The organism is Paraurantiacibacter namhicola, from assembly GCF_001687545.1.
GTDB lineage: Bacteria > Pseudomonadota > Alphaproteobacteria > Sphingomonadales > Sphingomonadaceae > Paraurantiacibacter > Paraurantiacibacter namhicola.
Window position 1 is genome coordinate 1,403,416 of sequence record NZ_CP016545.1, and the last position, 13,231, is coordinate 1,416,646.

General features: G+C 64.6%; 9 protein-coding genes. 5 read left to right on the forward strand and 4 right to left on the reverse strand.

What is annotated here, in order from left to right; all coding sequences use genetic code 11:
* The first annotated feature begins 3 nt into the window (after positions 1–3).
* From A6F65_RS06825 to alaS, 4 genes are all read left to right on the forward strand, one after another.
* A complete protein-coding gene (locus A6F65_RS06825) occupies positions 4–1,638 on the forward strand; it encodes a DUF4139 domain-containing protein (RefSeq protein WP_067787115.1) in 1,635 nt (544 codons plus the stop codon).
* Between the two features lie 151 nt (positions 1,639–1,789).
* Complete coding sequence (gene recA, locus A6F65_RS06830) at positions 1,790–2,857, forward strand: recombinase RecA (protein WP_067787117.1); 1,068 nt, start codon at positions 1,790–1,792, stop codon at positions 2,855–2,857.
* Between the two features lie 154 nt (positions 2,858–3,011).
* A complete protein-coding gene (locus tag A6F65_RS06835; protein WP_067787119.1) occupies positions 3,012–3,842 on the forward strand; it encodes a class I SAM-dependent methyltransferase in 831 nt (276 codons plus the stop codon).
* Positions 3,843–3,886: 44 nt separating this feature from the next.
* Positions 3,887–6,544 carry an alanine--tRNA ligase gene (alaS, locus tag A6F65_RS06840; protein ID WP_067787121.1) on the forward strand — a complete coding sequence of 886 codons (2,658 nt, stop codon included), beginning with the start codon at positions 3,887–3,889 and terminating at the stop codon, positions 6,542–6,544.
* A gap of 54 nt (positions 6,545–6,598) precedes the next feature.
* On the opposite strand, the gene A6F65_RS12885 is transcribed toward alaS, so the two are convergent.
* Positions 6,599–6,775 (reverse strand): hypothetical protein, encoded by a 177-nt coding sequence (locus A6F65_RS12885; protein WP_157093081.1) that lies wholly within the window; start codon positions 6,773–6,775, stop codon positions 6,599–6,601.
* 53 nt (positions 6,776–6,828) lie between these two features.
* The gene (locus A6F65_RS06845) at positions 6,829–8,601 is read right to left on the reverse strand and encodes a cation:proton antiporter domain-containing protein (protein WP_237164785.1); all 1,773 of its coding nucleotides are present in this window, start codon (positions 8,599–8,601) and stop codon (positions 6,829–6,831) included.
* A gap of 185 nt (positions 8,602–8,786) precedes the next feature.
* On the opposite strand from A6F65_RS06845, the gene putP reads away from it, so the two are divergent.
* Complete coding sequence (putP, locus tag A6F65_RS06850) at positions 8,787–10,256, forward strand: sodium/proline symporter PutP (protein WP_067787123.1); 1,470 nt, start codon at positions 8,787–8,789, stop codon at positions 10,254–10,256.
* Positions 10,257–10,283: 27 nt separating this feature from the next.
* Here the strand turns inward: putP and A6F65_RS06855 are convergent, their stop codons facing one another.
* A complete protein-coding gene (locus A6F65_RS06855) occupies positions 10,284–11,882 on the reverse strand; it encodes a bifunctional GNAT family N-acetyltransferase/carbon-nitrogen hydrolase family protein (protein ID WP_083989299.1) in 1,599 nt (532 codons plus the stop codon).
* Positions 11,883–11,961: 79 nt separating this feature from the next.
* Positions 11,962–13,188, reverse strand: coding sequence for an NADP-dependent isocitrate dehydrogenase (locus tag A6F65_RS06860; RefSeq protein WP_067787127.1), 1,227 nt, complete (start codon positions 13,186–13,188; stop codon positions 11,962–11,964).
* Positions 13,189–13,231: the final 43 nt, after the last annotated feature.

Below are 13,231 nucleotides of genomic sequence, written 5' to 3' on the forward strand. Positions count from 1 at the left end.
CCGATGCGCCTCCTGCGTCATGCATTGATACCGCTGCTGGCGGCTGGCTGGCTGGCCGCTCCCGCCGCCGCGCAGGATCGCGTGCAGGTGACGGCAGGCGAGCCGGGCGACATTGCGGTGACGGTCTATCGCGACCCCGCGCGCGGCGAGGGCGATGCGATGGACCGCGAATGGCCGCAAGGCTTCGCCATGATCACCGAGACCCGGCAGGTCACGCTGCCGCCAGGCCGCTCGCAATTGCGTTTCGTGGGCGTGGCGGAAGGCATGGTGGCCGTCACCGCCATCGTCACCGGCCTGCCGGGCGGCACGATAGAGCAGAACCAGGACGCCAACCTTCTCAGCCCCGCATCCCTGGTCGACGGGACGCTGGGCAACCGCGTGCGCATCACCCGCACCAATCCCGCCACGGGGGAGCAGGTGGCCAGCTCCGCAATCATCCGCACGCAGGCCAATGGCGGCATCGTCCTGCAGATGGACGAAGGCTTTGAGGCCGTGCGCTGTTCCGGCGTGCCGGAGAAGCTGGTGTTCGACCAATTGCCGCAGGGCCTCGTCCCGCAGCCGGTGTTCTCCGTCGACACGATGTCGCCCGAAGGCGGGACTTACACCGTCCAGCTGACCTATCTCGCATGGGGCTTCGACTGGGAGGCCAGCTATGTCCTGACCGTGCCGGAAGGCGGGCAGGGCAGCGAATTGCCGTTCAAGCTGCTCAGCTGGCTGACAATCGTGAACGATAACGGGCAGAGCTTCCCGGACGCGCAGCTGATGGCCGTGGCGGGCACGCTGAATGTGGAAAGCGATTACGAGGACCTGGCCGAACCGCCCACCGCGCCGCCACTGCAGCTGACATGCTATCCCATCGGCAATACTGCGGCGGGCAGTCCCTATGCGCAGTATGACCGGCGATACCGCGCGGGATATGCCGGTGTTCCTCCACCTCCGCCACCTCCGCCGCCGCCCGCACCGGCAATGATCCCTGTCGCGCGCAATGCGGCGGACAATGAAGTCATCGTGACCGGCGCGAAGATGGTCGCATCGGAAGAGGACCTCGGCGACCTGAAGCTTTACCGTGTGCCCGAACCCGTCACCGTCGCTGCGCAGTCCAGCAAGCAGGTGCTGTTCCTGGACAAGGACGCCGTGTCCGGCACGCTGATGTACCAGCTCGATTGCCTGCCGGAGGATGACAGCCGCGGCTTCACCTTTGCCGACCGCCGGATCGAGGTCGAGAATGTGGAGCGGCTGGGCCTTGGCGCCTCGCTGCCCGATGGCGAAGTACTGATCTACGAATCGACCTCCTATGGCGACCTTCTGGTAGGGAGCGACCGTGTCCGCGATTACGCCACCGGGCAGGATGTGGAGATTTTGGCAGGCTCCAGTACGCAGGTATCCGGTCAGTGCACCGCCACGCGCCCGCATGACCATCGCAAGCCGAAGAAATGGGCGAAGAAACGCCTGACACTCCGCAATGCCAATCCGCAGCCTGTGCGCGTGCGCGTGCAGCTCGCATGGTCCGGCCAGTGGGATGTGCGCGGCCTGCGCGGCACGCGGGTGAAGGACGGCTTCATCGTCTACGAGCTGGACGTGCCGGCCAATGGCACGCGGACCCTGGACTGGCGTACAAGGCCCTCCGTCATCGACTGACAGGCTGCGCGTGGCCGGGCGCAAAAGTCCGCCGTTCGACGCTTGTTAGAAAAAACTTTCGTTCTCCCCTTGTTCTCGTGGAACAAAGGCGGTACACGGGTTTCCGTTGAAGAGTTTGTAACGACCCTAGAAACCTGACGGAGGCCATGCGATGGCAAGTGCAAATCTGAAGCTCGTCGAAAAGGAAAATAACGTGGACCGTCAGAAGGCGCTGGACGCCGCACTCGCGCAGATCGACCGTGCCTTTGGCAAGGGATCGGCCATGAAGCTGGGCAGCAAGGAAGCGATGAACGTGGAATCGATTTCCACCGGTTCGCTCGGCCTGGATATCGCCCTTGGCATTGGCGGCCTGCCCAAGGGCCGCGTCATCGAGGTGTACGGGCCGGAAAGCTCGGGCAAGACCACGCTGGCGCTGCACGTGCTGGCAGAAGCGCAGAAGGGCGGCGGCACGGTTGCCTTCGTCGATGCGGAACACGCGCTGGACCCGGTCTATGCCCGCAAGCTGGGCGTCGATATCGACGAGCTGATCATCTCGCAGCCCGACACGGGTGAGCAGGCGCTGGAAATCGTCGATACGCTGGTTCGCTCCAACGCGATCGACGTGCTGGTGGTCGACTCCGTCGCCGCCCTGGTCCCGCGCGCCGAAATCGAAGGCGAGATGGGTGACAGCCACGTCGGCCTGCAGGCCCGCCTCATGTCGCAGAGCCTGCGCAAGCTGACCGGCTCCATCAACCGTTCCAAGTGCATGGTGATCTTCATCAACCAGCTGCGCATGAAGATCGGCGTGATGTACGGCAATCCGGAAACCACGACGGGCGGCAACGCGCTGAAGTTCTACGCGTCTGTCCGCCTCGACATCCGCCGCACCGGCCAGATCAAGGACCGTGACGAGGTGATCGGCAACTCCACCCGCGTGAAGGTGGTGAAGAACAAGGTCGCCCCGCCGTTCAAGCAGGTCGAATTCGACATCATGTACGGGGAAGGCATTTCCAAGATCGGCGAGATCCTCGACCTCGGCGTGAAGGCCGGCCTGGTGGAGAAGTCCGGTTCCTGGTTCAGCTATGACAGCGTCCGCATCGGCCAGGGCCGCGAGAACGCCAAGACCTTCCTGAAAGAGAATCCCGAAATGTGCGCCAAGTTGGAGGCTGCGATCCGCGGCAAAACCGACGAGGTGGCCGAGGAGATGATGACGGGGCCGGACGCGAACCCCGAAGACTGATCCTCAAGAGGGTGGTGGCGGTTATTCGCCCCTGGACAGTGTAACACCTGTCACACCTTACCGAACCGGGGCCGGCGCGGCACATCCTGCGGGATGCGCGCCGGCCTCCTTCGTTTGGTGTTGCAGTCTCGATTTGCCGCAGTACGGACATGGCATGACAGGCAAGAGCGAATGGGAAGGCCGCGTCGGCAGCAGCTGGGCCAGCGAATGGCGGCGGACGGACCGGGCCTTCGGCGAACTCACCCCGCGCCTGCTGGCGGACATCCGCCAACGCGCAGGCTCCCGCGTGCTGGACATCGGCTGCGGCGCGGGCGAGCTGTCCCTCGCCATCGGCCGCGAACGAAGCGCCGCGTCGGTCCACGGTATCGACATCTCGGAAGCGTTGATCGAGGCTGCCCGCACACGCGGCGCGAACATGCCCAATGCCAGCTTCGAATGCACCGATGCCGCGACATGGCAGCCCGCGGCCTCCGCCCCCGACCTGATGGTCTCCCGCCACGGCGTCATGTTCTTCGATGATCCGGTCGCCGCCTTCCGCCACCTCGCCAACATCGCAGCGCCCGGCGCCTCGCTCGTCTTCTCCTGCTTCCGTTCGCGCAGCCAGTGCCCCTTCTTCACGGAGATCGACGCCATCGTCGGCGCTTCGCCGACTCCGGAACAACCGATGACCTACCAGCCCGGCCCATTCGGCTTCTCCGACGCTAATCTGGTCCAGGACATCCTCGCAGACGCCGGTTGGACAGAGATCGAACTCGTCCCGCACGATTTCGCAATGGTGGCAGGCGCAGGTCCCGACCCGGTGGAAGACGCGCTCGCCTATTTCCGCCGCATCGGCCCCGCCGCATCGGTCATGGCCGAAGCCTCGCCGGAAGAGCGATCCCGCATCGAAACCGGCATCCGTGCCTTTGCGGAGCGCCACCTTCATGGCGGCATCGTTGCGGCGCGCGCTGCGGCATGGATCGTGAAGGCACGCAAGCAGGCGTGAAGCAGCTTGCAGCGCGCCCCCGCGCCGCCTAATTCGCTCCCACCATGCATTCGACCAACGATATTCGCCGCACCTTCCTCGACTACTTCGGGGATGCCGACCATGCCGTCGTGCCGAGCGCACCGCTCGTGCCGTATAACGATCCCAGCCTCATGTTCGTCAATGCGGGCATGGTGCCGTTCAAGAACGTGTTCACCGGGCTTGAGACCCCGCCCGCGCCGCGCGCCGCCAGCAGCCAGAAATGCGTACGCGCCGGTGGTAAGCACAATGACCTCGACAATGTCGGCTATACCGCGCGCCACCTGACGTTGTTCGAGATGCTCGGCAATTTCAGCTTCGGCGACTATTTCAAGGAACGCGCCATCGAACTGGCGTGGAACCTGGTCACGGGCGAATACGGCCTCGACAAGAACCGGCTCACGGTCACGGTTTACCACACCGACGACGAGGCGTTCGACCTTTGGCGCAAGATCGCCGGCCTGCCGGAAGACCGCATCATCCGCATAGCCACGAAGGACAATTTCTGGGCCATGGGGGCCGACGGACCCTGCGGCCCGTCCTCGGAAATCTTCTGGGACTATGGCGAAGACGTGCCCGGCGGCCCCCCGGGATCGCCCGATGAAGACGGCGATCGCTTTGTCGAGATCTGGAACCTCGTGTTCATGCAGCATGTGCAGGAGAATGACACGGTCGTCGGAGACCTGCCGCGCCCCAGCATCGACACCGGCATGGGGCTGGAGCGGATTTCCAGCGTCATGCAGGGCGTGCGCAATGTCTTTGACACGGACACATTCGCAAACCTCGTCGAAGCGAGCGAGGACATGTCTGGCGCGAAGGCGCACGGTGACGCGCTGGCCAGCCACCGCATCATCGCGGACCATCTGCGTTCCACCAGCTTCCTGATTGCGGACGGCGTCCTGCCTTCCAACGAAGGGCGCGGCTATGTTCTGCGCCGGATCATGCGCCGTGCGATGCGCCATGCGCATCTGCTGGGCGCCAAGGACCCTCTGATGCACCGGCTCGTGCCTTCGCTTGTGCAGGAAATGGGCGGCGCATATCCGGAGCTTGGCCGCGCACAGGCGCTGGTCGAGGAAGTCCTCGAGCGCGAGGAAACCCGGTTCCGCCAGACGCTGGAAAAGGGCCTGCGACTGCTGGACGACGAAACGTCCGATATGGCGCAGGGCGAAGAGCTGCCCGGCGAAACCGCCTTCAAGCTCTACGACACCTACGGCTTTCCTTACGACCTGACGGAAGACGCGCTGCGCAATCGCGGTATCGGCGTCGACCGCGCGGGCTTCGACAGCGCCATGGCCGAGCAGAAAGCTGCCGCGCGCGCCGCATGGAAGGGCTCCGGCGCCGCCGCAGATAGCGAGGTGTGGTTCGACATCGCAGAGCGCGAAGGTGCAACGGAATTCACCGGCTATGCCTCAACCAAGGGCGATGGCCGCGTCGTCGCCATCGTGGCGGATGGCAAGGAAGTGGACCGCGCCGAAGCCGGCCAGACGGTGACGCTGCTGACCAACCAGACGCCCTTTTACGGTGAAAGCGGCGGCCAGTCCGGCGATGCCGGGACGGTTCGGTCCGAGAATGGCCTTGTCGCCGACATCACCGATACGTCCAAGCCCCTCGGCAAGCTCCACGCGCAGGAAACCACGATCCTCGAAGGGGCGGTTTCGAAGGGCGATGTGGTGCATTTGGAAGTCGATGCCGGGCGGCGCGATCGCACCCGCGCCAACCATTCGGCAACGCACCTGCTGCATGCCGCGTTGCGCAATGTCCTTGGCGACCATGTCACGCAGAAGGGCTCGCTTGTCGCGGAAGATCGCCTTCGGTTCGACTTCTCGCATCCCAAGCCGCTTTCCGATGCCGAAACGGCCGAGATCGAGCGGATGGTGAATGCCGAGATCCGCCACAATGAGCAAGTCACGACCCGGCTGATGAGCCCGGACGATGCCGTGGCCGCGGGCGCACTTGCGCTGTTCGGCGAGAAGTATGGCGAGGAAGTCCGCGTGCTCAGCATGGGCAATATGGACTTCGGCGGCAGCGGGAAGAGCTATTCCGTGGAGCTGTGCGGCGGCACGCATGTCGACGCGACGGGCGATATCGGCCTGTTCCACATCATCTCCGAAAGTGCCGTGTCATCCGGTGTCCGCCGGATCGAGGCCCTGACTGGCGAAGCCGCGCGCGAGTGGGTCGTTGCGCGTGAAGCGGCGCTGAAGCAGGTCGCCAACGTCCTGAAGACCAGCCCCGAAGATGTCACCAACCGCGTCTCTGCCCTGGTCGAGGAGCGCAAGACGCTCGAGCGCGAGCTGGCCGAGGCGCGCAAACAGCTGGCCCTTGGCGGCGGAGGCGGTGCGGCGAAGCAAGAAGACGAGGACCTCGGCGGCGTCGCATTCTCCGGGCAGGTGCTGCAAGGCATGAATCCCAAGGAATTGCGCGGCCTGCTGGACGAGGCGAAGAAGCGCATGGGGTCCGGGATCGCCGCGATTGTTGCGGTCAACGAGGGGCGCGCCGCCTGCGCGGTTGCCGTCACGGACGACCTGACCGACACGCATAGCGCGGTCGATCTCGTGCGGGTCGGCGTTGAGCAGCTTGGCGGCAAGGGCGGCGGCGGCCGCGCGGACATGGCGCAGGGTGGTGGGCCGGATGGTGATCAGGCCCAGGCGGCCGTGGATGCCATAAGAAAAGCGGTGGCGGGCTGACCCACCACCGCTTGTCGGTGCATTCGATCCTGGCGGACCGTTCGTCAGCCTGAATTACGGCCGGTGCATGCTCTTTCGTTGCAGGTGATGCTCTGCACCGCGCGAGATGTCGGGACCATTGCCGGAAGGCAGTCCGGGACCTGCCTTGCCATTCGCCTGCACATTCTTGGGCTTGAACTTCTCGGCATTGCTGAGCGGCTCGGTGACGTCCTGTGGTTCCTTGTTCGCCATGATACTCTCCTTTGCCTGACCAACGCGCGGGGTGCGCTGGGGGTCCGAGAAAGTCAGGCTTCCGAAGTGCTCGTGCGCAGTTTCGGCTTATGCTCCAGCGCGCCGCCTTCGCGGATGCGTTCGCGAAACTCGTCGCGCTTTTCGTGAATGGAGGCGATGACCGGGCCCATCGCCACGCCAAGGTCCACGAGCACGGCTTCTGACAATTGCAGCGAGCTTTCGAGCGTTTCCGGAACGGCCGTGGTCGCGCCGCTGCGGTAAAGCTCGGCCGCATGGATGCTGTCGCGCGCGCGGGCGATGATCGGCATGTCGGGATAGCCTGCACGGATCTTGCGGGTGATGGCCTGTGCCAGCACGGGTTCGTCCATGGTCAGGATGACTGCGGGAGCCGTTTCAAGCCCGATCTTTCCCAGCGCATCGACCCGCGCGGCGTTGCCATAAGTCGCGCGGTATCCTTCGCGCTTGGCCTGGTCGACCAGGTCGGTATCCGCGTCGATTGCGATGTAAGGCTTTTCATGCCGGTCCAGCATCTGCGCGACGAGCCGCCCGACACGGCCGAAGCCCAGGATGATGACCGGCGGGTTATCGGGATCGCCGACATGCTGCGAAAGGTCCGGAGCCGGATCGATGCGTCGGGCGACGCGGCGGCCGACCATGGCCAGAAGCGGCGTGATGGTGAGGCCGATGGCGGTCACGATCTGCCAGAACTGCGCGGTACCGGGCTGGATCAGCAGCGCGCTGGTGGCCGCTGCCAGCACGATCAGCGTCGTCTCGGATGGGCTGGCCATCAGGATGCCGGTTTCCACCGCCGTATTGCGCCGCGCACCCATCAGGCGCAGCAATATGCCGGTGATGACCGCTTTCACGCCCAGCACGCCGACCACCGCGACGGCAATCATGCCCAGGTTCTGCCAAATCGTGTTGACATCGATCCCCATGCCCACGGTGATCAGGAAGATGCCCAGCGCGAGGCCCTTGAAGGGCTCCATGATGCCTTCGACTTCGGTGTGATACTCCGTCTCGGCGATTAGCAGGCCGGCAACCAGCGCGCCCACGATGGGCGAGAGGCCGACGACGCCTGTGGCGAGGCTGGCTCCGATGACGACCAGCAGGCTGGCAGCGAGGAAGATCTCCGGGCTTTTCGTGCGTGCGGCCTGTGCGAACAGGCGGGGCAGGGCGATGCGGCCCAGCACCATCATGGCGATGACCACGGCCAGCCCCTTCCAGATGGTGTCGAACAGGCCGGTCATGCCGTCCGCGCCCGCATAGGGGGCCAGCGCGCCAAGCATGAAGATGATCGGCACGATGGCGATATCCTCGAACAGCAGCATGGACAGCGCCGCCTTGCCCACCGGCGTTTGCGTACCGGCAATGGGCAGCACCAGCGCGGTGGAGGAGAGGGCGAGGGCCAGCCCCAGGCCGATCGCGCCGGTCCAGTACTGCCCCATCATGGAGAGGATGGAGGCGAGCAGGCTGCCGATGATCAGCAGCTCCAGCGCGCCAAGCCCGAACACCAGCTTGCGCATGGCCCACAGGCGGTTGAACGACAGCTCCAGCCCGATGGTGAACAGCAGCAGGATGATGCCGAACTCGGCAAAGGGATCGAGCCGCTCGGGGTCCGTGATGGTGAACCAGGTCAGCCATTCGAAGTCGTAGACCATGCGCCCAAGGCCGTATGGGCCCACCAGCAGGCCGACCAGGATGAAGCCGATCACCGGCGTCACACGGAAGCGCGCGAACAGGGGGATGACGATGCCGGCAGCGCCCAGGATGACCAGCGCATCGCTCATCAGGGGGGAGATGTGGCCGCCGTGCATGGCTGCCATATGACAGGGCCGCGCGGGGCTGTCACCGGCCAAGGTGTGACAGGTGTTACACAGTCCTGGGCAAGAAATCGGTGAAGGCGGGAAGGGCACGGCCATGCGGCGCTGCTGGAGCGGCTGCGCCCCTGTAGGAAAGAGCGTCCCACGCGGCCCTAGCCAGCACCGTCCAGCGTGCTATCCCCGCGCGCATGCAGACCGGCACACTGATTTCGCTCGCCCTCTATTTCATCCTGATGATCGCCATCGGCCTGTTCGCCTGGCGCAAATCCACCGCGGATAGCGAGGGATACCTGCTGGGCGGCCGCAATTTGCATCCCGCCGTGGCGGCCCTGTCCGCCGGGGCGTCCGATATGTCGGGCTGGCTGCTGCTCGGCCTGCCGGGGGCGCTGTATGCCGCTGGCCTTGTGGAGGCGTGGATCGGCATTGGCCTGTTCGTGGGCGCGCTGGTCAACTGGATCGTGGTCGCGCCGCGCCTGCGCAAGCAGACGGTGGAATATGGCAATGCGCTGACCATCCCGGAATTCCTGGCCAATCGCTTCCCGGACAGGGCCGTGGCCCTGCGCGTGGCGAGCGCGATCATCATCGTGCTGTTCTTCGCGGTCTATTCCGCCGCTGGTCTGGTGGGCGGCGGCAAGCTGTTCGAGACCGCCTTTGCGGGCATGCTGGGCGGCGCAGGCATGAGCGATTACATGTTCGGCGTGTGGCTGACGGCAGGCGTGGTGCTGGCTTACACCATGGTCGGCGGTTTTCTTGCGGTGAGCCTGACTGACTTCGTGCAGGGCTGCATCATGCTGGTGGCGTTGGTGCTGATGCCGCTGGTGGTGATGTTCGGCGAAGGCGGCAGCGCGGGCGCCTCGCTGACGCAGGTGCAGCCGGGCTTCCTGGACATCGGATACGGCCTGACCTTCATCGGCTTCCTCAGCGCGGTGACGTGGGGCCTGGGCTATTTCGGGCAGCCGCACATCATCGTGCGCTTCATGGCCGTGCGCGAAGGGGGCATCCCGGCGGCGCGGAATATCGGCATGGCGTGGATGGGCGTGTGCCTGCTGGGCGCAATCGGAGTGGGCCTTGCAGGCCGCGCTTATGTGGAGCGCAACGGACTGGTGGTGGATGACCCGGAGACGATCTTCATCGTACTCGCCAATCTGTTGTTCCATCCGCTGATCACCGGCTTCCTGCTGGCCGCGCTGCTGGCGGCGATCATGTCCACGATCAGTTCGCAGCTGCTCGTCGCATCCAGCTCGCTGACAGAGGATTTCTACCGCCTGTTCGTGCGCCGCGATGCCAGCGAGCACGAGCGGGTGAATGTCGGGCGGCTGTCCGTCCTGGTGGTGGCGCTGGCCGCCATCGCCATCGCATCGGACCGCGACAGCCAGGTGCTGGGCCTCGTCTCCAACGCATGGGCCGGCTTCGGCGCGGCTTTCGGCCCCCTGATCATCCTATCCCTGACGTGGAAGCGGATGACCGGCGCGGGCGCGCTGGCGGGCCTCGTGACCGGCGCTGGTGTGGTGATTTTCTGGATCTTCTCGGGGCTGGGCGGCGAGACGGGCATTTACGAGATCATCCCCGGCTTCATTGCGGCGTGGCTGGCGATTTTCGGGGTCAGCCTCGTCACAACACCAGCCCCGCCGCGTACCACGCAAAGCGCGTTCGACTGAGAATAGCGGTCACCGATCCCGCCGAAATCAACCCCCGCCGGGGCTGCCCTTGTGCATCGGGGGTGGACCGTCGGGCAGGTCGCCGCCGGGGGAGGCTTCGTCCCATTCGATGCGGTAAAGGTCGAAGCGGCGGTCGGCGAGGTTCTTCACAGTGCCTTCAGCGCGCGCCCAGCTTAGGTCCGCCAGGTTCACGTCGCTGATGGTCAACGTCTCGACATTCTCGGTCGCCTCTGCCGCAATGCCGTCGCGGGCGAAGGGGAAATCGCAGGGCGTCAGGATGCAGCTTTGCGCATACTGGATGTCCATGTTGGCGACATTGGGCAGGTTCCCGACATTTCCGCTCATCACCACGTAGCACTGGTTCTCGATCGCGCGGGCGGCGGCGCAGTATCGCACGCGCATGTAGCCTTGCCGGCTGTCCGTGCAGAAGGGCACGAAGATGATGCGCGCGCCTTCATCCACCAGGCGGCGGCTGAGTTCCGGGAATTCGCTGTCATAGCAGATCTGCACGCCGATCGGGCCGCAGTCCGTCTGGATTACGTCGATGGAATCGCCGCCGCGGATGTTCCACCAGTATGCCTCGTTGGGCGTTGGGTGGATCTTCTCCTGCTCGTGGATCGATCCGTCGCGCAGGCAGACATAGGCGACATTGTGGATGTCACCGTCATCCATGCGCGTGGGGTGGCTGCCACCGATGATATTGATGTTGTACTTCAGCGCCATCTCGCTCAGCGCGTCGCGGATGCGCGGCGTGTAGGCGCTGAGGCATTCGATGGCCTGGGTGGAGGACAGCTCTTCCGCCTCCGCGCTCAGCAGCATCAGCGTGAATAGTTCGGGAAACAGGATGAAGTCCGCTTCGTAATCCGCTGCAACATCGACGAAATAGCGGACATGACCGATGAACTCGTCGAAGTCCTTCACCGCGCGGGCCTGCAGCTGGCAGGTGGCGATGCGGACACTTTCGACACCGCGCGGGACACGCAGCTGGCTGCTGTCTTCCTGGTCCACCATGTGATTGCGCCACACCATGTGCGCGGCGAACCCGCGGCTGCGGTGGTCTTCCGGCAGGTATCGCTTGAGCGCGCCGATCGGTTCAAAACCGTTGGCCAGCTGGAAGCGCAGCACGGGGTCATGCAGCTTCCCGGCGATGACCTGCTCGATGTAATCTTCGGGGCCGGAGACCTTCTTCCAGTGCCGCTTAAGGTTCGGCAGCCGCCCACCGAAGACAATGCCTTTCAGCTCCTCGCGCTCGGCCAGCTTGCGGCGTTCCTCGTAAAGGCGGCGGCCGATGCGCGTGCCGCGGACCTTCGGGTCCACGACCATCTCGTAGCCGTAGAGGAAATCGCCATTGGGCTCGTGCCGGCTGCCGTATCCATTGCCGGTGATCTCGTCCCAGGTGTGCGGGCGCAGGGCCTTCTCGCCAGCAATGCGCATGGTGGCGCAGTAACCCACCATCGTATCGTCCAGGATCGCGACGAAGCAGCCTTCGGGGTAATTGTTCAGCTGCCCGCGGATTTCGCTCTGCGTGTAGGGGACGAAGTCTTCGTAAACGCGCTTCGCCAGTGCCGCGATGCGGCGGATATCGCCGGTTTCGGCCTGGCGGATGTCGAGACGTGCCTTGGTCATGTTATGAAAAAACCCCCGTTACGCCGATAGAATGGCGTAGCGGGGGTTTCGTTTCCTTTCAGGTCGCAGTCGCTGCGCTTCAGCCCAGGCCCTGCGCCTTCATCTTGGCTTCCAGCCCATTCACGATGGCTTCGAAGAACTGCTCGGTCGTCATCCAGTTCTGGTCCGGGCCGATCAGCAGGGCGAGGTCCTTGGTCATCTTGCCGTTCTCGACGCACTCGATGCAGACTTCCTCCAGCGTTTCGGCGAAGGCGACCACGTCGGGCGTGTTGTCGAAGCGGCCACGATACATCAGGCCGCGGGTCCATGCGAAGATGCTGGCGATGGGGTTGGTGCTGGTTGCCTTGCCTTCCTGGTGTTGGCGATAGTGGCGGGTGACGGTGCCGTGGGCGGCTTCCGCTTCCACCGTCTTGCCGTCCGGTGTCATCAGCACGGAGGTCATCAAGCCGAGGCTGCCGAAGCCCTGCGCCACGATGTCCGACTGCACGTCGCCATCATAGTTCTTGCAGGCCCAGACGAACTTGCCGTTCCACTTCAGCGCGGCGGCGACCATGTCGTCGATCAGGCGGTGTTCGTAGGTGATCTTGGCTTCGGCGAACTTGTCGGCGAACTCGGTGTCGAAGATTTCCTGGAACAGGTCCTTGAAGCGGCCATCGTACTTCTTGAGGATGGTGTTCTTCGTGGAAAGGTACACCGGCCAGCCGCGGTCGAGACCGTAATTGAAGCTGGCGCGCGCGAAATCGCGGATGCTGTCGTCCAGATTGTACATCGCCATGGCGACGCCGGGTTCCTGGAATTCGAATACGTCGAGGTCGATGTTCTTGCCGTCCTCGCCCTCGAACACCAGGCGCAGCTTGCCCGCGCCGGGGATCAGCGTGTCGGTGGCGCGGTATTGGTCGCCGAATGCGTGGCGGCCCACGACGATGGGATCGGTCCAGCCCGGCACCAGCCGCGGCACGTTGTCGATCACGATGGGCTCGCGGAAGACCACGCCGCCCAGGATGTTGCGGATCGTGCCGTTGGGGCTGCGCCACATGCTCTTGAGGTTGAATTCCTCCACGCGCGCCTCGTCCGGCGTGATGGTGGCGCATTTCACGCCGACGCCGTGTTCCTTGATGGCGTTGGCCGCATCGACGGTGATCTGGTCATCCGTCTCGTCACGCTTCTCGATGGAGAGGTCGTAATATTTCAGGTCCACGTCGAGATAGGGCAGGATCAGCCTTTCGCGGATCCACTGCCAGATGATCTTCGTCATCTCGTCGCCGTCGATTTCCACGATGGGGTTCTTGACCTGGATTTTCGCCATGATGCGTGCCTGTCTTTCGTCTGGATGGAAGGTTTGGCCGCGT